Annotated in this window: 16 protein-coding genes; 5 read left to right on the top strand and 11 right to left on the bottom strand. The window is 58.8% G+C overall.

The window, feature by feature from the left end; genetic code table 11:
- Positions 1–31: 31 nt before the first annotated feature.
- From aas to ACOYNV_RS08240, 3 genes are read right to left on the bottom strand one after another with little or no spacing between them, the layout of a single operon-like run.
- Positions 32–2,179, bottom strand: a complete 2,148-nt coding sequence (gene aas, locus ACOYNV_RS08250; RefSeq protein ID WP_422899284.1) for a bifunctional acyl-ACP--phospholipid O-acyltransferase/long-chain-fatty-acid--ACP ligase — start codon at positions 2,177–2,179, stop codon at positions 32–34.
- A gap of 18 nt (positions 2,180–2,197) precedes the next feature.
- Positions 2,198–2,428: a hypothetical protein gene (locus ACOYNV_RS08245; RefSeq protein WP_422899283.1), complete on the bottom strand. Its 231-nt coding sequence runs from the start codon at positions 2,426–2,428 to the stop codon at positions 2,198–2,200.
- A gap of 26 nt (positions 2,429–2,454) precedes the next feature.
- Positions 2,455–2,709, bottom strand: a complete 255-nt coding sequence (locus tag ACOYNV_RS08240; RefSeq protein WP_422899282.1) for a hypothetical protein — start codon at positions 2,707–2,709, stop codon at positions 2,455–2,457.
- A 3-nt stretch (positions 2,710–2,712) separates the two neighbouring features.
- On the opposite strand from ACOYNV_RS08240, the gene murJ reads away from it, so the two are divergent.
- Entirely contained in the window at positions 2,713–4,251 is a 1,539-nt protein-coding gene (gene murJ / locus ACOYNV_RS08235) for a murein biosynthesis integral membrane protein MurJ (protein ID WP_422899281.1), read from the top strand.
- Positions 4,252–4,271: 20 nt separating this feature from the next.
- Positions 4,272–4,901: a YbhB/YbcL family Raf kinase inhibitor-like protein gene (locus ACOYNV_RS08230; RefSeq protein ID WP_422899280.1), complete on the top strand. Its 630-nt coding sequence runs from the start codon at positions 4,272–4,274 to the stop codon at positions 4,899–4,901.
- Positions 4,902–4,966: 65 nt separating this feature from the next.
- Here ACOYNV_RS08230 and ACOYNV_RS08225 read toward each other — a convergent pair whose 3' ends face one another.
- From ACOYNV_RS08225 to ACOYNV_RS08190, 8 genes are all read right to left on the bottom strand, one after another.
- On the bottom strand, positions 4,967–7,027 hold the full coding sequence (locus tag ACOYNV_RS08225; RefSeq protein WP_422899279.1) for a sodium-translocating pyrophosphatase: 2,061 nt from the start codon (positions 7,025–7,027) through the stop codon (positions 4,967–4,969).
- 173 nt (positions 7,028–7,200) lie between these two features.
- Positions 7,201–7,854, bottom strand: a complete 654-nt coding sequence (adk, locus tag ACOYNV_RS08220) for an adenylate kinase (RefSeq protein WP_422899278.1) — start codon at positions 7,852–7,854, stop codon at positions 7,201–7,203.
- 127 nt (positions 7,855–7,981) lie between these two features.
- Positions 7,982–8,746 carry a 3-deoxy-manno-octulosonate cytidylyltransferase gene (kdsB, locus tag ACOYNV_RS08215; protein WP_422899277.1) on the bottom strand — a complete coding sequence of 255 codons (765 nt, stop codon included), beginning with the start codon at positions 8,744–8,746 and terminating at the stop codon, positions 7,982–7,984.
- 15 nt (positions 8,747–8,761) lie between these two features.
- Positions 8,762–8,938: a Trm112 family protein gene (locus ACOYNV_RS08210; protein WP_422899276.1), complete on the bottom strand. Its 177-nt coding sequence runs from the start codon at positions 8,936–8,938 to the stop codon at positions 8,762–8,764.
- Positions 8,939–9,150: 212 nt separating this feature from the next.
- Entirely contained in the window at positions 9,151–13,089 is a 3,939-nt protein-coding gene (gene glgX / locus ACOYNV_RS08205) for a glycogen debranching protein GlgX (RefSeq protein WP_422899275.1), read from the bottom strand.
- Positions 13,046–14,122: a tetraacyldisaccharide 4'-kinase gene (gene lpxK / locus ACOYNV_RS08200; protein WP_422899274.1), complete on the bottom strand. Its 1,077-nt coding sequence runs from the start codon at positions 14,120–14,122 to the stop codon at positions 13,046–13,048. The genes glgX and lpxK overlap by 44 nt, the downstream gene beginning before the upstream one ends.
- 35 nt (positions 14,123–14,157) lie before the next feature.
- The gene (locus ACOYNV_RS08195; protein WP_422899273.1) at positions 14,158–14,574 is read right to left on the bottom strand and encodes an ExbD/TolR family protein; all 417 of its coding nucleotides are present in this window, start codon (positions 14,572–14,574) and stop codon (positions 14,158–14,160) included.
- A 10-nt stretch (positions 14,575–14,584) separates the two neighbouring features.
- Positions 14,585–15,193 carry a MotA/TolQ/ExbB proton channel family protein gene (locus tag ACOYNV_RS08190; protein ID WP_422899272.1) on the bottom strand — a complete coding sequence of 203 codons (609 nt, stop codon included), beginning with the start codon at positions 15,191–15,193 and terminating at the stop codon, positions 14,585–14,587.
- Positions 15,194–15,507: 314 nt separating this feature from the next.
- Here ACOYNV_RS08190 and xseA point away from each other — a divergent pair, with 314 nt between their 5' ends.
- The 3 genes from xseA (at position 15,508) to ACOYNV_RS08175 (ending at position 18,567) form a co-directional block, all read left to right on the top strand.
- Positions 15,508–16,863, top strand: coding sequence for an exodeoxyribonuclease VII large subunit (gene xseA / locus ACOYNV_RS08185; RefSeq protein ID WP_422899271.1), 1,356 nt, complete (start codon positions 15,508–15,510; stop codon positions 16,861–16,863).
- Positions 16,864–16,963: 100 nt separating this feature from the next.
- Positions 16,964–17,551, top strand: coding sequence for a superoxide dismutase (locus ACOYNV_RS08180; RefSeq protein WP_422899270.1), 588 nt, complete (start codon positions 16,964–16,966; stop codon positions 17,549–17,551).
- 230 nt (positions 17,552–17,781) lie between these two features.
- A complete protein-coding gene (locus ACOYNV_RS08175) occupies positions 17,782–18,567 on the top strand; it encodes a type I restriction-modification system subunit M (RefSeq protein WP_422899269.1) in 786 nt (261 codons plus the stop codon).
- Positions 18,568–18,721 lie beyond the last annotated feature (154 nt).

Raw genomic sequence — 18,721 nt, 5'->3', positions numbered from 1 at the left:
CATTTTCCTGGAGGAGATTGGTTCGGCCGGTTCAGGCGTTCGCGACTTCGCTGGCGGTCACCTCGGCCATCCGCTGCAACGTCACGTAGTCGGTCTTGCCGGAGCCGAGCAGCGGAATCGCTTCGACCTGCCTGATCACGCGGGGCACGGAGAGTTCAGGCGATCCGGCGGTTCGGGCGGCGGCGAGCAACTGTTCGCGCAGCAGATCCGGGGCGGTTGTGAACAGCACCAGGGCTTCGCCTTTTGCGGCATCGGGTCGCGTCGAGGCGGCATGGACAAAGCCGGGCGCAGCAATTGTCGCGATTTTTTCGACAACTTCAAGCGACACCATTTCACCGGCAATCTTGGCAAAACGTTTCAGGCGGCCGCGAATGTGCAGGAAGCCGTCATCGTCGCGTTCAACGATGTCGCCGGTCGAATACCAGCCGGCGCCTTTCGACTCCGGCGCCTGAATCACGCCGGGCTGATCGAAGAGGAAATAGCCCTTCATCACGTTCGGCCCTTTCACATGCAGGGCACCGCCGTGGTCGATGCCGGGAACCGGTTCGAGTTCGTATTCCATGCCCGGCAGCAGTTGCCCGACGCTGCCGATGCGGCAGGCCATCGGCACATTCACAGCGACCACCGGCGCGCATTCGGTGACGCCGTAGCCCTCCAGAATGCGGATGCCGAACTTCTCGATCCACAGCTTGCGCACGTCTTCCGAGAGTTTCTCGGCACCGGCCACCACATAGCGCAAGCGTCCGAAATCGTAAGGATGCGCGTACTTGCCGTAGTTGCCGAGAAAGGTCGAGGTCCCGAACAGCACGGTGCAGTCGCGGTCATAGACGATCTCGGGAATGATCCGGTAATGCAGCGGGCTCGGGTAGAGGAAGACCTTGCAGCCGGAAACCAGGGGCAGCAGCACGCCGCAGGTCAGGCCGAAGGAATGGAAGAGCGGCAGCGCCATCATGAATTTGTCGAGCGGGGTGAAATCCGCCACCGCGCGCACCTGGGCGACATTCGAGAGAACCGAGGTGTGCGAGTGAACAACGCCTTTCGGTTTGCCCTCCGAGCCGGAGGTGAAAAGAACGATCGCCGGATCGTCCGGCACCTGCGCAAGCGCCGCGCTCCTGGGGAAAACAAGATGCCAGAGCACCCACAGCTTGTCGCCGAGGCCTATGGTCGACTTGAGGTCTTCGAGGTAATGGACGCGGATGCCGGGTAGCTGTTCGACCAGTGGCGTCAGCCGCGCTTTCTCCAGGAAGGTTCGGGAGGCGATGATCGTCTTGATGTTGGCGGCGGTGCAGGCGGCGCGCAGGCCATCCGCACCCGCCGTGTAGTTGAGCAGCGCCGGCACGCGCTTGCCGGCCGACAGGGCGAGCACCAGGCCAAGGGTCGGCGCGGCATTGGGCGTCAGCACACCGACCACTTCGCCGGGGGCGGTGAGGCGGGACATCAGCCGCATCATGCCAAGCGCCATCTTGAGCAGCGAGCCGTAGGATTCTTCCTGCAGGCGAATGTCTTCAACCAGCTTGTAGTTGGCGCCGAAAGTGGCCATGCCGTCGAGAAAGGCTTCGAACAGCGTCCGTTGCGGACGCGTGGCCACCAGCATGTCGAGCAGGATCTGGCGCAGCAGTTCGCCGGCACGGCGGCGGCGTTGCTTGGCGCTCGGCAGGTCGGGCATCGGAATGTGGCGGCGCGGCTGGATGGAGATCGTTACCTTGGGAAACAGCTTGCGCGGATAGACCCCGGCCAGACGGCCGAAGTAGCTGCGCGCGGCACCGTCGATGCGCACCGGGATGATGGTCGCTCCCGTCTTGGCGGCGACGAAGGCGGCACCGTCATAGACCTTCATCAGCGAACCGGTCTTGGTGATCCGCCCTTCCGGAAAAATCACCACCGGCTGTCCGGTTTCCACCAGTTTGACGATCTGCTTCATCGCCAGCGGGCTGGCTGAATCGACTGCCAGGTGCGGAACAAAGCGCAGCATCAGGGAGAACAGCGGACGGCTGGCAATCTGCGTATGCACCACGAAGACGGCGTGCACCGGCATCATCAGGCCGAGCAACAGGCCATCGATGAACGACTCGTGGTTGGCCACGATCAGCGTGCGCGGATTGATGAAGGTACCCGGATCGCCGTTCACCTCAACGCGGAACAGCGCTTTGAAAATGATGCGCAAAATGGCTTTGAACATGATCACTCCCTGAATTTGTTATTGAAGAATACGTTTGATCACTGATCGCCCGCCAGGCAGGGTGCCCGGACCGCGCACCAGACAACCAACGATACCGGCCGTCGCCCCGGTGGCCAGCAGATGCTTGAGCGTTTGTCCGGCCGGAGCGCCAAGCAGGGCAGCAATCTGGTGGTCATTCAGTTCGGCGAACTTGGCAATGACATAGAGTAGCAGAGCCCCGCCAAAGGCCCAACGTTCGCTGCGCGGCATCTGGTAAATCCACTGCCAGAGCGGAATCAGGACGGGCCGATCGCGGTGAGGAACAGTCCGATCAGAAACAGTCGGTAGCCGGCCCAGCCATTGGCTATCCCCGGGTGCTGCCTGGCCGTAGCCAATTGCCACCCGCCCCACAGGGCGACCAGCGCAAACCCGAAGTTCGAGAGGACATCGGAGAAATGCGCAACACCCGGTACTAACTCCTGATCGGCGAAGTTACGCAGGCGTTCGTAAGCGGCTAAGATGGCGGCTTTCGCCAGAAGCCCAGAAAACACCGGATGAATCTGCTTAAAGCTCTCGCTACGGTCAGTGGCATGACACTCTTATCGCGCATTCTTGGTTTCGTGCGTGATTTCGTTATCGCCCGACTCTTCGGCGCCGGAATGCTGACCGACGCTTTCTTCGTCGCCTTCAAACTGCCTAATCTGCTGCGCCGCCTGTTTGCCGAAGGTGCATTCTCGCAAGCCTTTGTCCCGATTCTCGGCGAATACAAGAACAAACTCGGGGAAGCAGAGGCCAAACGACTCGTCGACCACGTTGCCACCCTGCTTTTTCTCGTTCTGGTAGCCGTCACCCTGATCGGCATGGCGGCGGCACCACTCATTGTCTACATCTCCGCGCCAGGATTTGCTGCAGACACCAGCAAGTTCGCTCTGACGGTCGAACTGACACGCCTTACCTTTCCCTACATTCTGTTCATGTCCCTGGTCGCACTCTCCGGTGGAGTACTCAACACCTGGAGCCGATTTGCGGTGCCGGCCTTCACCCCCGTATTACTCAATCTGTCGTTTATCTGCATGGCGCTGTTTGCCGCCCCGTGGTTCGAACCACCGGTGATGGTTCTCGGCTGGGCGGTTTTCGTCGGTGGTGCATTGCAACTGGCTTTCCAGCTACCCCACCTGAAGCGCATCAACATGCTGCCGCGTTTTTCGCTTGACTGGAAGGACGCCGGGGTGCGCCGCATCCTCAAACTGATGGCGCCGGCCGTACTCGGCGTCTCGGTGGCACAGGTCAGCCTGCTGATCAATACCATCTTCGCTTCCTTCCTCGGTACCGGTAGCGTCTCCTGGCTTTACTATGCCGACCGCCTGATGGAGTTCCCCTCCGGCATGCTCGGCGCAGCGCTGGGCACCATCCTGCTGCCCTCGCTGGCCAAATACCACGCCGGCGAAAAGCTCGACGACTACTCGAAGCTGCTCGACTGGGGACTGCGCCTGACCCTGCTGCTGGCGGCCCCGGCGGCCTTGGCCCTGGCTATCCTCGCGGTACCGCTGATCGCCACCCTCTTCCACCACGGCGCCTTCAGCGCTAACGATGTGTTCATGACACGCGATGCGCTGGTCGCCTATAGCATCGGACTGCTTGGACTGATTCTGGTAAAAGTGCTGGCTCCGGGCTTTTATGCCCGGCAGAACGTGCGCACACCGGTCAAGATCGCACTCGTCACCCTCTTCGTCACGCAACTGCTCAACCTTGCGCTGATCGGCTGGCTCAAGCATGCCGGACTGGCGCTGTCCATCGGGCTGGCCGCCTGCCTGAATGCCACCCTGCTTTATCGCGGCCTGCGCCGGCACGGGATCTACACGCCACAGCCCGGCTGGCCGATGTTCTACGCCAAACTCGGCGTTGCCCTGCTGGTCATGGGCGTCGCCCTGTGGTTTGCCGGCGGCGATGCAGCCGACTGGATACGCTGGAACTTGACGGAACGTCTGCTGCGCTTGTCGGTCATTGTTATCGTAGGCGTAGCCGTCTATTTCGCCACCCTATGGGTAACCGGTTTCCGTTTGGGCGATTTCAAACGACGAGCAGCAGAATGATCAACATGGAGGAGTAAAAAATGAAACTGACCAGCAGCAGCTTCAGCGATGGACAAAAAATTCCGGGCGACTTCGCCTTCTGCATTCCCGATGCGGATCATCACGTATGCCTGGGCAAAAACCTCAACCCGCACCTGCAGTGGAGCGAGGCGCCAGCAGCGACCAAATCATTCGCCATCATCGTTCATGACCCGGATGTGCCAAGCAAGGGCGACGATGTAAACAAGGAGGGACACAGCGTTCCGGCGTCATTGCCGCGCGTCGATTTTTTTCACTGGTTGCTGATCGATCTGCCACCCACGCTCTTTGAAATCAGGCAGGGCGAGTTCTCGGACGACATCACGCCGCGCGGCAAACCCGGCCCTTCGGCGCCCCACGACGCGCGTCAGGGAATCAACGACTACACCAGTTGGTTTGCCGGCGACAACGACATGCGCGGCGACTACTACGGTTACGACGGCCCCTGTCCGCCCTGGAACGACGAGATTCGCCACCGCTACGAATTCACCGTCTTCGCTCTGGACGTCAGCAAGTTGCCGCTTGATGGCAAGTTCACTGGCCACCAGTTGCGCGAAGCGATGCAAGGCCACATTCTTGATCAGGCCAGCCTGACCGGGCTTTATGCGTTGAATCCTGATATCGCAATATAACAGCGAAACCAAAGCAAACGGGGCAGCCAAAGGCTGCCCCGTTTTCGTTTAAGTTGCCTGAAGAATCAGGAAACCAGCGGAAGAATCGGCACGATCATCAGTGCCACGATGTTGATGATCTTGATCAGCGGATTGACAGCCGGACCAGCCGTGTCCTTGTACGGGTCGCCGACGGTATCGCCGGTCACCGAGGCTTTGTGTGCTTCTGAACCTTTGCCGCCGAAATGGCCGTCTTCAATGTACTTCTTGGCGTTATCCCACGCACCACCGCCGGTGGTCATGGAAATGGCGACAAACAGGCCGGTGATGATGGTCCCCATCAACAAGCCACCGAGCGCCTTCGGCCCCAGCAGCAAGCCAACAACCACCGGCACGAGCACCGGCAGGAGTGACGGAACGATCATTTCCTTGATTGCCGCCGTGGTCAGCATACCAACCGCACGCGAGTAATCCGGCTTGGCCGTACCATCCATGATGCCCGGAATTTCCTTGAACTGACGACGCACTTCAACGACCACCGCACCAGCCGCACGCCCGACCGCTTCCATGGCCATGGCACTGAACAGGTAGGGGATCAAACCGCCAATGAAGAGACCGATGATAACCATGTGATCTGACAGATCAAACGACATGACGTAGTTGAGCCTGGCCTCGAGCGCATGCGTGTAGTCGGCGAAGAGAACCAGCGCCGCCAGACCTGCCGAGCCGATTGCGTAACCCTTGGTCACGGCCTTGGTCGTATTACCCACGGCGTCAAGCGGGTCGGTCACGTCACGAACTTCCTGCGGCAAACCGGCCATTTCCGCGATACCACCCGCGTTATCGGTAATCGGTCCGTAAGCGTCAAGAGCGACGATGATGCCGGTCATGGACAACATTGAGGTCGCGGCAATGGCGATACCGTACAGGCCCGCCAAGGCAAAAGTGATGTAGATAGCCAGACAGACGGAAAGCACGGGCAGCGCCGTCGCCTTCATGGACACACCCAGACCAGCGATGATGTTGGTTCCGTGACCGGTAGTTGAAGCTTCCGCCACGTGTCTTACCGGGGCGAAATCAGTACCCGTGTAGTACTCGGTTATCCACACCAGCAAACCGGTCAACACCAGACCAACCGTCGCCGCACCAAAAATACTCAGCGAACTGATCAGTTTGCCGTCGGCCAACGTGATCCCGTTACCCAGCATCCAGGTCGTTATCGGGTAGAAAGCGAGCAGCGCGAGTACGCCGGCTACTGCCAGACCACGGTAGAGGGCGTTCATGATCTTGCCGCCATCATTGGCTTTGACAAAGGAGCAGCCGACAATCGAAGCGATGATCGATACGCCACCAAGAACCAGCGGATAGATGATCAGGTTATCGTTGGGATTGGCGACACCCTTGAGCATCATGGCACCGAGCACCATGGTTGCCACGACTGTTACGGCGTAGGTTTCGAAAAGGTCAGCCGCCATGCCGGCGCAGTCACCGACGTTGTCGCCGACGTTGTCGGCGATAACCGCCGGGTTGCGAGGATCATCCTCGGGAATACCGGCTTCGACCTTGCCCACCAGGTCGGCGCCGACGTCAGCACCCTTGGTGAAAATGCCGCCGCCAAGTCGCGCAAAGATGGAAATCAGCGATCCGCCGAAAGCCAGCCCGACCAGCGGCTCGACCGCGTGCTGAAAATCGGCACCGCCGCCACGCAGGTAGGCGTAGTAGCCCGCCACACCGAGCAGACCAAGACCGACGACCAGCATGCCGGTAATTGCACCGCCCTTGAAAGCCACGTCAAGCGCCGCAGCAATACCACTACGCGCCGCTTCGGCCGTACGGACATTGGCACGGACCGATACGTTCATGCCGATGAAGCCGGTGGCTCCGGAGAGCACGGCGCCGATGACAAAACCGATGGCCATCAACTTGCCCAGGAAAACAGCAATGAAAACAGCAAGGACAACGCCAACGACAGCAATCGTCGTGTATTGCTTGTTCAGGTAGGCGGAAGCTCCGACCTGAATCGCCTTGGCGATTTCCTGCATTCGATCGTTGCCGGCCGGCAACGAAAGAATCCACCTGGTCATTACAGCACCATAAAGTACCGCGACCACCGCGCATACGAGCGCAAATACAAGACCTGCCGACATGAATACCCCCTATCAAGATTACTCAGGCCCTTTGGGAGACTCCTCGGGTGCCGGATCACTCAACCATCTTCAATAAACCTATACTTACCTCCTCTATTGGGAGGTGCAACACATGCAAAGATGCAACATTTTAGCCGACGAAATGAGGTAAATGTTGATCCCTGCTGCTGATATTAGTTCAATGCCTCAAAGGCAGCCTGCTTGATTTGATCGATACTCCCTACGCCGGCAATCTTGCGACACTTGGGTGCCGCGGCATCGCCCGTAGAGAACCACTTGCTGTAGAACTCGACCAATGGTTTGGTCTGCGAATGATAAATCTGGAGCCGCATTTTAACTGTTTCTTCCTTGTCGTCGTCACGCTGTATCAAGGCTTCGCCAGTCACATCGTCCTTCCCCTCAACTTTTGGCGGATTGAACTTGACGTGGTAGCTTCGACCTGAAGCCGGATGCACACGGCGACCGCTCATGCGCTCAACGATTTCAGAATCGGCGACTTCGATCTCCAGCACGAAATCCAGACCCACACCGGCAGACCTCATCGCCTCTGCCTGGGGAATCGTACGCGGAAAGCCGTCAAACAGGTAGCCAGCCTTGCAGTCATCCTGCAGCAGTCTTTCCTTGACCAGCCCGATGATGATGTCGTCGGACACCAGGCAACCGGCATCCATCACTTTTTTTGCTTCAATTCCGAGTGATGTTCCGGCCTTTATCGCTGCCCGCAGCATATCGCCGGTGGAAATCTGTGGAATACCGTATTTTTCACGGATGAATTGCGCTTGCGTACCTTTACCGGCACCTGGTGCGCCCAGCAAAATAAGTCTCATTGCCTTTCAACCCCGAGAAAATCAAACAGAATTATGAATATATACCACTGGCACGGCACGTTGATGCGCAACTACCGTATCCAAACTTTTGAAAAATACCTTTATTTGCTCGAACGGTCAAACATTTTCATATCTTTCGGAAGTAATCTTGCATGCTAAAAGCATCTTCCTCGGTATCTACGCCCGCCATCGGCAGATGATCTGAAATCACCACGCTGATCCGGAAACCATGCCACAGAGCGCGTAACTGTTCCAGCGCCTCGAAGTGCTCAAGCGGCGATGGTATCAAACAAGCATAAGCGCGCAAAAAACGTGCTCGGTAGGCATAAAGCCCGATGTGCCGGTACGCCGGCATCCCATGCGGCAACATTTGTTTTCCCGCCGCACCGGCAAAGTGGTCGCGCGCATAAGGAATCGGTGCGCGGGAAAAATACAAGGCATCGCCGTCTGACTTGCAAACCACCTTGACAACATTCGGATTGAAGAAATCGGCGGCGTTGTCGATCGGATGCGCCACGGTGGCGATATCCGCCCCGCTCTCAGCCAGTTGGCGTGCCGTCTGTGCAATCAGTGCCGGATCGATCAGCGGCTCATCGCCCTGTACATTGACCACGATGGTCTCATCGTCCCAGCCCCGTTGCTCCACCACTTCAGCCAGGCGATCCGTTCCACTCGGATGATCAGTACGCGTCAATAGCACCGACAAGCCGTGCTGAACGGCAGCCGCCATTATGTCGGCATGGTCGGTCGCTACCCAGACTTCTTCGGCACCTGAAAGCATAGCGCGCTCGGCCACCCTGGCAACCATCGGCTTTCCGCCAAGATCGAGCAGCGGCTTGGCCGGCAAGCGGGTTGAAGCATAGCGGGCGGGAATGACGACCTTGAAATTCATGCCATCACCTGGAATTCAGGCTTCCTCCGCATCAAGCTGGCGAGCTTCTTCCTCAAGCATGACCGGAATGTCGTCACGCACCGGGAAAGCCAGTTTGCAGGGCTTGCAGACCAGTTCCAACTCGGCCTTGCGGTATTCGAGATTGGCTTTGCAGATCGGGCAGACCAGGATATCAAGCAAGCGAGCGTCCATTTCGAATTCTCTCAGTGGTAAATGTTACTGGCAGGCAATGAAAAAACGACGGCATATCGCTATCCAGCAATCGGCTGCCGCCCCATGCAGCCATGGAGCAGTTCAGGGCTGTGAATGGCAACGATGGGCAGTATAGCCGATACCTTCGATGACAGGCTGAGCACGGCGCTGCGCGGCCTTTACCCACCCGGCCCAGACTGTTCTGACAAACTTCAGGCGGCCGCGTGCAGCAACCACACCACCGACCACGGCGGCAGCCAGCCTTGATTCAGCGCATGGTCCGCGTCGCCCGGCTCGGCCCAGAGGACCGCACCTTCCGGACGTTGCAGCCCTTCCAGCGGAACCTCACCGTAATTGGCCAGCAGGGTTAACACCGAGCCATCCCCCAGGTGCCACTGGATCGATAAGCCCCGCTCGCCAAGCAAGGTGTAGCGTACCGCTTCTTCATGCATCCCGGCCAAGCGGGGCGAAATTTCCCGGTGGCGTACCGCCAGCAGGCGACGATAGAAAGACAGCCAGTCCGCATGCGGTGCGTGGTTCACGCTATTCCAGTCCAGTTTGCAGCGCTGAAATGTGACCCGATCCGTGGGGTCGGGGATCGCTTCCCGGGCGCGGGGCGTACGAAACTCCTGAAGATGGGCGAAGGACTTGCGCCGATCCTGGGCGATGTTATTGACCGAGTCCGGGTTGAAATCACAAAAATACAAGAACGGCTGCGCGGCAGCGAACTCCTCGCCCATGAACAACGCAGGCGGCATGGGCGCCAGCAGAGAGGTAGCCACCATGGCCCCCAGGGGGCGCGGCGACACCAACTGGTGGAGCCGCTCACCCAGAGCCCGGTTACCGATTTTGGCATAATCCTGCAGGAAGGTTACAAAAGCCGTCGGCAGCAGTGAATCTGGCCCGTCTACGGGAAACCCCTTGCTCAAGCAAGCGCCCAACTGTTCGAGCGGCCGAACGTTGCAGCCTACGCCTTCCTTGGTGCCGATCAGCACCTCCTGCATGGCGTGCTGGGCGGCATCATTCCAGACGGCTTCGTAACGGCGTGGATCGCCATGATTTTCCCAATGCAGATAAGGTGCGGCCAGTCGATCATAGCCCAACAGCAGATGGCAATGCCGGTATTTGCCAGGCCCCCCGTGAACGGCACCGGCCAGTTCCAGCAATAAATCTGCCTTTCCGGCATGCTCCTGGAGCAGCGACGAATCCAGGCGCAGGCCGTCCAGGTGGAACTCCTCCAGCCAGTACAGTGCATTGTGGATAACGAACTCGCGGACCACCGCAAGCGTTATATCGATACGGCTGGCAGCCTGGCCGGCCCCGGGTTTCGCGAAGAACGCCGGGGCGTAAGCGGACAGATAATTACCCTCGGGACCGAAGTTGTGACAGGCCAGATCCAGCAGGACCATCAGTCCCTTATGATGGGCGCTCTGAATCAGATCTTTCAGTTCGTCCGGATGGCCATAGCTGGCGGCGGGCGCAAATGGCAGCACGCCGTCGCAACCCCAGTTGTGCGCCCCGGCAAAGGCGCCGACCGGCAGCAGTTGAATGGCGGTCACGCCCAGTCCCACCAGATAGTCCAGCCGTTCCCTGAGCGCTGCAAAGGTGCCCTGCGGGGTGAAAGCGCCGACATGCAGTTGATAGATAACCGCTTCTTCCCAGGGCCGGCCCCGCCAGTTGCGGTCATTCCAGACGAACTGACCTGGCTCCAGCACCTGGCTGGGACCGTGCACCCCGTGGGGATTGTAACGGGAAGCCGGATCGGGAACATCGCCCACGCCATCGATCCGGTAGCGGTAGAAGTCGCCCACCTTGGCCCGGTCGGTGGTCAATTCGTGCCAGCCAGCTTCCCTGCACGCCATCGGCAGGGTGATGGCGCCGCCACCCGCTTCTTCCAGCAACACGAACACCCGCTCCGCCACTGGCGCCCACAGTCGAAAACTGATCCGGCCACCTTCCAGCACCTGGGCGCCGAAGGGCATGAAATAACGCCGCCGCAGGAGCGGCACCGCCACTCGGCCAGCCTCCCGCCGCTGGGTCAGCAGCGCCAGCGAACCGCCCTGCAACAAATAGGACTGGTCGATGGGCGGCTGGCCGTTGCCGCCCCCGGCCAGGGCGGTATCCAGCACCAGTTCGCAGTTCCCTTTCCACGGCAGGGTGAAACTGATGGCCTCGTGATGGGCATTCAACAACAGCAGCAGATCATCATCCTTGATTGATTGACCGTGCTCATCCTGTTCTTCAAGAGCCTCGCCGACCAGGTACAAGCCGAAGCAGCGCGAAAAATGATGGTCCCAGTCATCATCGCTGATCTCGTTTCCGGCGGGATGCAGCCAGATGATATCCCTGACGCCCGCGCCACGGATGCGCTGGCCCTGAAAGAAATGCTGCCGGCGTAGCGCCGGATGCTTGTTGCGCAACTCGATCAGGCGACGGGTAAATTCGAACAGCTCATGGTTGTCCTGTAGCCATGCCAGATCCCAGTTAACCCAGCTCAGTTCGTTATCCTGACAATAGGCATTGTTGTTGCCGCGCTGGGTGCGGCCCATTTCATCGCCGGCCAGCAGCATCGGCACGCCTTGCGATAACATCAACGTCGCCAGTAGATTGCGCCGCTGCCGCTGACGCAACTGCAGCACCTCCGGATTGGTCGTATCGCCTTCCTCGCCGCAGTTCCAACTGCGGTTATGCGAGTCGCCGTCACGGTTGTTTTCCAGATTGGCCGCATTATGTTTTTCGTTATAACTGACCAGATCGTATAGCGTAAAACCGTCGTGTGCCGTAATGAAATTGATGCTGGCATAGGGCCGGCGACCGCTGCGCTGGTACAGGTCGCTGGAACCGGTCAGGCGGTAGGCCAGTTGGCCCATCAGCCCCCCTTCGCCGCGCCAGTAATCGCGCACCACATCCCGGTACTTGCCATTCCACTCGGCCCAGCCGACCGGAAAGTTACCCACCTGATAACCGCCCTCCCCCAGATCCCAGGGCTCGGCAATCAGTTTCACCTGGGACAATATCGGATCCTGGTGAATGATGTCCATGAATGCGCCGAGTTGATCGACTTCGTGCAGTTCCCGCGCCAGGGCCGCAGCCAGATCGAAGCGGAAACCATCCACGTGCATCTCGATCACCCAGTAACGCAGGCTATCCATGATCAGTTGCAATACCCGCGGATGCATCATGTTCAAGGTATTGCCGCAACCGGTGTAATCCATGTAGTAGCGGGGATCACTCTCCACCAGGCGATAGTAGGCGGCATTGTCGATACCCCGGAAGCACAGCGTCGGACCCAGGTGATTGCCTTCGGCCGTGTGGTTGTAGACCACATCCATGATGACTTCGATGCCGGCGGCGTGCAGCGTCTTGACCAGGTGCTTGAATTCGTTGAGATGGCCACTGGCGCTATAGCGTGGATCGGGGGCGAAATAACCGATCGAATTGTAGCCCCAGTAATTTTTCAGCCCATTCTCCAGCAGATGCCGGTCGTCGACGAAGGTGTGCATCGGCAGCAATTCCACCGCGGTAACGCCCAGGCGCTTGAGGTGGTCGATGACCGGCCCGGCACTCAGCCCGGCATAGGTACCGCGCAATTCCGGTGGAACTCCAGGATGCAGTTGGGTGAAGCCCTTGACGTGCAGTTCATAGATGATGGTTTTATGCCAGGGAACGTTTGGGCGCCTATCCCCTTCCCAGTCAAAACCCGGATCGATCACCTGGCACTTGAGCATGCCCGGCGCACTGTCGCGGCGGCTGAAGCTCAAGTCCGCCTGGGGGCTGCCGATACGGTAGCCGAATTGAGCGTCGCTCCACTCGACGGCGCCGACGATGGCTTTGGCGTAGGGGTCCAGCAGCAACTTGTGCGGATTGAACCGATGCCCCTGCTCCGGCCGGTAAGGACCGTAAACCCGGTAACCGTAGAGCTGGCCCGGGCGAACTCCGGGCAGATAGGCGTGCCAGATTTGATCGGTCTGTTCGCCTAACTCGATGCGTTGTTGCTCATGCCGTCCGCTGGCATCGAATAGGCACAACTCAACCTTGTCGGCATGCTCGGAAAACAAGGCGAAATTGACCCCTCCCCCGTCCCAGGTAGCGCCCAGGGGATACGGTTTACCGGGCCAAACGGCGGTTACCACTGTCGCTGCGTGGATCATCGAGTTTCTCCAGTATGGTCTGAAGCAATGACATGCCATCGGCTGCGGCAACAATTTGCGCATCGACCGGAAGCACCCATGCTTCGCGGGTAGTCAAAGCCGCGCATTTTACCGCGTCTTTCTCGGTCATCAGCAGCACACCATCGTGCGCGAATGCGAGGTCTGCAGCGCTGTAATCGTGATGATCGGGGAACGGATGCGCCTCAAACTTGAGTCCCAAGGCCTCAAGCTGCGCAAAGAAGCGTGAAGGATCGCCAATACCGGCCATCGCGTACAAGCGTTTGCCATTCAGATCTTCGGCATTACAGCGTTGCCGGGCATCCGTCAGAGCATGGAAACGCTGACCGTCCAGACGCATCGCGAACTGCGGCAAGGCGAGCGTAGCGCTGGCCTGCTGTAATTGTGCTTCGGAAGCCGCGTTCCACACCACCGCCGTTGCCGCCGATAAACGCTGGAGCGGCTCACGAAGGGGCCCCGCCGGCAACAGTTGAGCGTTTCCCGCGCCACGGCCGTCAAACACGGCAATTTCGACCGTGCGCCGCAAGCGGTAATGCTGCAACCCGTCGTCAGAAATGATGACATTGCATTCAGGATGAGCGGTCAGCAAGGCCTGTCCGGCGGCCACACGATCACGGCTGATAAAAACCGGAGCCTGGCCGCGCCGCGCCAGCAGCAGCGGCTCGTCACCGACCAGCGAAGAAGCAGAATCCAGCCCAACCGACTGCACGCCGTCGACCGCACCGCCATAGCCCCGACTGATGATCCCCGGCGTCCAGCCCTGTTCACGCAAGCGTTCAACCAGCCAGAGCACAAGCGGGGTCTTGCCACTGCCACCGACGGTCAGATTGCCAATCACGATGACTGGCACCGGCAAACAGAATGAGCGCAGCACGCCACAGCGATACAGGCCATGCCGCAACCAGACGATCAGCCGAAACAGCCAGGAAAGGGGTAACAGTGGAAGGAGCGCAACGGCCAGTTGCGGCCGGTACCACAAGCGTGGCAAACGCCATGCGATGCCGGAAAAACTCATCAGCAGCTCATCAGCAATTCAGCAGCAGTGAGCCATCAGCGGGGCGATTGCGTGGCAAAGGAAATGTGCGGATAGCCGGCAACCTGTGCCGCCTGCATGATATCGACCACGCTTTGATGCGTTGCCTTGGCGTCGGCATTGATGACAATAACCGGATCCTTGCCATCCCCTGCTGCACGGCGCAATGCTTCGCTTATCGCCTTCACATCGGTCGCCGCCAGTGGTGCCTTGTTGACCAGCACCTGACCGGTCGCCGTCACGGCTACGCTGACTTCATTCGGCTGCTCGGCCTGCTTGCTGGCATCGGCCGTCGGCAGATTGATTTCCAGCCCTGAGAATTTGGCATAAGTCGTGGTCAGCATCAGGAAAATGATGATCACCAGCAGCACGTCAATCAGCGGGATCAGGTTGATCTCGGGCACATCATGGTCACGACCGCGTTGAAAATTCATCGCGCGATCCTCAAGCCTTGCGCTCGCCGTGCAATATCTCGACCAGACGCACGGCCTGCTGCTGCATTTCAATGACAAAACCATTGACCAGCGCGCGGAAATGGCGCCAGAAAATCATTCCCGGAATGGCGATGATCAAGCCGAAACCCGTGTTGTAAAGCGCCACCGAAATTCCGTGCGCCAGTTGCATCGGATTGGTTCCGGTCGGCGACTGCGAACCGAAAATTTCGATCATGCCGACCACGGTGCCAAACAAACCCATCAGAGGGCTGATTGAGGCGATGGTACCCAGTGTCGTGAGATAGCGTTCAAGCTCGTGCGCCACCACACCACCGGTCTCCTCGATCGACTCGCGCATGATTTCACGCGAACTGCCGACATTGCGCAAGCCGGCAGAGAGCACGCGGCCAAGCGGGGATTGCGCCTCAAGGTTGGCCAGCATCGCCTCGCTGGCGCCGTGTTGCCGGTACTCGGCAACCACGCGCTGCAACAAACCGCTTGGCAACACCTTGGCACGACGCAACGCCACCAGACGCTCGATGATCAGTGCGACGGCAATGATCGACGCGAACAGCAATGGCCAAATGGGCCAGCCGGCAGCCAGAATGATTGAAAACACGCTATCCCCTCAAGATTTCTTCAGCCACGGACTTTAGCCTGTGCCGACGCCAGCGGCAAGCCCTGCACTAAAGTAATATCAATAATCTTGTCCACAAAATCTGTGGATAACCGGGTGGATAAAAGACAATCGTGCACCCTAAGTACCGTTGGCAAAAGGATTTTTTACACTATGCAGGAAAAACAGGCGGTAAAATTAATCATTAAAAATCAATACGTTAAAAAACCTTCCTTATTCCGCAGGGGTTTCAGACCACTTCCGGGCTGAAACCGGCGCAGGGTGTGAATGATTTCACATGGATGTAGAATTGGCGCATGCCAGAAAGCACCCGCCCCGGCGCAAGCCTTGCCCCATCAGCCCCCGTCATCCCGGTTTCCATGCTCAACCGGCTTGCACGGGAGCGACTCGAATCCGCCTTCCCGCTTTGCTGGGTCGCCGGAGAAATCTCCAACCTGACTTACGCGGCTTCCGGCCACGTCTATTTCTCCATGAAGGATGCTGCTGCACAGGTGCGCTGCGTCATGTTCCGCAACCGCGCCCAGCTTCTCGGCTGGCGCCTTGAGAACGGCCAGCACATCGAAGCGCGAGTACTGGTCACGCTTTATGAGGCACGCGGCGACTTCCAGCTCAATGTCGAAGCCGCGCGCAAAGCAGGTATCGGCAATCTTTACGAACAGTTTCTCCGCCTCAAGGAAAAACTTGAACGTGAGGGACTTTTTTCCAGTGCAGACAAGCGGCCGCTGCCCGCCTATCCGCACCGCATAGGGATCGTCAGCTCGCCACAGGCAGCCGCGTTGAAAGATGTTCTGACTACGCTCAATCGTCGCGCACCGCACATCGGCATCGTCCTCTACCCGACGCCAGTACAGGGTGAGGGCTCCGCAGCGCAAATCGCCGGCGCCATCCGCAACGCCAGTGAAAGGCGAGAGTGCGACGTACTCATCGTCTGCCGGGGCGGTGGCAGCCTTGAAGACCTGTGGGCGTTCAATGATGAAGAGCTGGCTCGGGCAATCCGTACCTGCTCGATCCCGGTGATTACGGGCGTCGGTCACGAGACCGACTTCACCATCGCCGATTTCGTTGCTGATCAGCGCGCGCCCACCCCAACGGCCGCGGCTGAGCTGGCAGCTCCGGAACGTTCTGCTCTGATGGCCGGCCTTGTCGATTGTCGGCGCACCCTGTGCCGACAGTTCAGGCAAAGCCACAATCAGCGCAGTCAGCACCTCGACTGGCTGGCACATCGTTTGCAGCACCCGGCACAGCGTCTGGCGCAACAGCACGAAAACCTGCTCAATTTGCAGCGACGCCTTGACAGCGGCCTGACACAGGCCAGCACCCGCGGTCGCCACGCGCTCGCCAGCCTGACCCACCGCCTTCTGCTCGCCCGCCCGGATACCAGTCGGCTCGCCCGACGACTTGAATCACTGGCAGCAAAGCTGCATGGCGAATGGCAAGAAAACCTGCACGGAAAATCCGCCGACCTCGCTCGCATTGCCTCCAGCCTCTCCCACCTCAATCCGGACGCCGTCCTCGCGCGGGGCTACAGCATTGTCAGCGACAAAGAGGGAAATATCCTTCGCGACAGCCGGTCGCTTGAACCAAACGACCGGATCACTGTCTGTTTTCACAGCGGTCGGGCGGATGCTACCGTTACTTCTGTTTCGAAATAACCGGATCCATCAAACACGCCAAAACCCCTCGCAGAAAAAACAACAACCCACCTAACGTGCGTGTCATCAACTTTCACGCCAAGCAACTCAAGGATAAATTATGGAACATCAACTGTCGCAACTGCCTTTTGCCATGGATGCCCTGGCTCCCCACATGTCGAAGGAAACCTTCGAATACCACCATGCAAAGCACCATCAGGCCTACGTCACCAATCTAAATAACCTGATCAAGGGTACCGAGTACGAAAACCTCGATCTCGAAGCCATCATCAAGAAGGCACCAGCCGGCGGCATCTACAACAACTCCGCACAAGTCTGGAATCACAGCTTCTTCTGGAACTGCCTCAAGCCCGATGGTGGCGGCGCTCCGAACGGTGCGCTGGCCGATGCCATCAATAAGAAATGGGGCTCCTTGGACGAATTCAAGAAAGCCTTCCAGACCTCCGCCGTCGGCAATTTCGGCTCCGGCTGGACGTGGCTGGTCAAGAAATCCGATGGTTCGGTTGACATCGTCAACATGGGCGCCGCCGGCACCCCGCTGACCACTGGCGACAAGGCACTGCTCTGTATTGACGTATGGGAACATGCCTACTACATCGACTACCGCAATCTGCGTCCGAAGTTCGTTGAAACTGTCCTGAATAACCTCGCTAACTGGGATTTCGCCGAGAAGAACTTCGCCGGCTGAAACAATGTTGTCACGTAAGAATATAGTCGTGAAAAAACGATCAGGGTGAAATTAATAAAGTCATGAAAAATCTGGGGAGCCTTGTGCTCCCCAGATTTTTTTATGCCAGCGTACCGCGGATTGACGACCATCGCCCACACATTCCGCCTGACTTGCGCGTGAATGCGACCTCTGTCAATAAAAAAGCGGCTTGGCGATTACGCTGCCAAGACCGTTCCCCCGAAGACGCCATGCCGCTGACCCTGCCCCAACTCGAACGCCACCTGTTCAAAGCCGCCGACATCCTGCGCGGAAAAATGGACGCCTCCGAATTCAAGGAATACATTTTTGGCATGCTGTTCATCAAGCGCTGCTCAGACGTCTTCGACCAACGCCGCGACGAAATCATCAAGTTCGGACTCGATGCCGGAAAAAGTCAGGCCGAGGCCGAGCAGTCGGCCAAAAACAGCCGCTGGTACAAGCGCGACGGCTACTTCTGGGTGCCCAAGCAATCGCGCTACGCCTACCTGCTCGACAACTCCCGCCAGGCCAACGTCGGCAACCTGCTGAGCAAGGCGCTGGCGGGAATTGAAGGCGAAAACATCAGCCTCTACGACGTGCTCGAACACATCGACTTCACACGCAAGATCGGCCAAAGCAAGACTCCCGACATCAAGCTGCAGCAACTAATCACCCACTTCGGCAAGTACCGGCTACGCAATGAAGACTTCGAATTCCCCGACCTCCTCGGCGCCGCCTACGAATACCTGATCGGCGAATTCGCCGACTCGACGGGCAAGAAAGGTGGCGAGTTCTATACGCCGCGCTCGGTCGTGCGCATGATGGTGCGGCTGATCAAGCCCGAACTCAAGCACGACATCTACGACCCCTGCTGCGGATCGGGCGGCATGCTGATCTATCTGGATGCCGATTTGGCGATGAAGCAGGCCGTTCTCGACAAGACGAAACCACCAGAGGGCAAACCCGGCCGATACCGGCCCGATGATCCGCTACTCGCTTTCCTCAAGGGCTTGTAGCGCATCCACCTATGTCCCGCGAAGTGCATGTGCATGCCCGAAAAAGGCGTTTTCATGTGCTGCGGGACAAAGTCCGGCGCGGGAGATAGTCCAGCCTATCCGAAGTTTAACAAGCGACAAAAAACATCTTTCTTAATCAACCAGTTACAGCGTA

Origin of the sequence: Propionivibrio sp. (assembly GCF_049316945.1) — a bacterium.
In the GTDB taxonomy this organism is placed as follows: domain Bacteria; phylum Pseudomonadota; class Gammaproteobacteria; order Burkholderiales; family Rhodocyclaceae; genus Propionivibrio.
This window is presented reverse-complemented; position numbering and strand designations above follow the sequence as displayed.

What these genes read in the sequence shown, in the direction of transcription:
- kdsB (WP_422899277.1), bottom strand. Translation starts at nt 8,746, where the DNA reads ATGAATTTCAAGGTCGTCATTCCCGCCCGCTATGCTTCAACCCGCTTG.
- glgX (WP_422899275.1), bottom strand. Translation starts at nt 13,089, where the DNA reads ATGATCCACGCAGCGACAGTGGTAACCGCCGTTTGGCCCGGTAAACCG.
- ACOYNV_RS08175 (WP_422899269.1), top strand. Translation starts at nt 17,782, where the DNA reads ATGCCGCTGACCCTGCCCCAACTCGAACGCCACCTGTTCAAAGCCGCC.
- murJ (WP_422899281.1), top strand. Translation starts at nt 2,713, where the DNA reads ATGAATCTGCTTAAAGCTCTCGCTACGGTCAGTGGCATGACACTCTTA.
- aas (WP_422899284.1), bottom strand. Translation starts at nt 2,179, where the DNA reads ATGTTCAAAGCCATTTTGCGCATCATTTTCAAAGCGCTGTTCCGCGTT.
- ACOYNV_RS08180 (WP_422899270.1), top strand. Translation starts at nt 16,964, where the DNA reads ATGGAACATCAACTGTCGCAACTGCCTTTTGCCATGGATGCCCTGGCT.
- ACOYNV_RS08245 (WP_422899283.1), bottom strand. Translation starts at nt 2,428, where the DNA reads ATGCCGCGCAGCGAACGTTGGGCCTTTGGCGGGGCTCTGCTACTCTAT.
- ACOYNV_RS08225 (WP_422899279.1), bottom strand. Translation starts at nt 7,027, where the DNA reads ATGTCGGCAGGTCTTGTATTTGCGCTCGTATGCGCGGTGGTCGCGGTA.
- xseA (WP_422899271.1), top strand. Translation starts at nt 15,508, where the DNA reads ATGCCAGAAAGCACCCGCCCCGGCGCAAGCCTTGCCCCATCAGCCCCC.
- ACOYNV_RS08195 (WP_422899273.1), bottom strand. Translation starts at nt 14,574, where the DNA reads ATGAATTTTCAACGCGGTCGTGACCATGATGTGCCCGAGATCAACCTG.
- adk (WP_422899278.1), bottom strand. Translation starts at nt 7,854, where the DNA reads ATGAGACTTATTTTGCTGGGCGCACCAGGTGCCGGTAAAGGTACGCAA.
- ACOYNV_RS08230 (WP_422899280.1), top strand. Translation starts at nt 4,272, where the DNA reads ATGAAACTGACCAGCAGCAGCTTCAGCGATGGACAAAAAATTCCGGGC.
- lpxK (WP_422899274.1), bottom strand. Translation starts at nt 14,122, where the DNA reads ATGAGTTTTTCCGGCATCGCATGGCGTTTGCCACGCTTGTGGTACCGG.
- ACOYNV_RS08210 (WP_422899276.1), bottom strand. Translation starts at nt 8,938, where the DNA reads ATGGACGCTCGCTTGCTTGATATCCTGGTCTGCCCGATCTGCAAAGCC.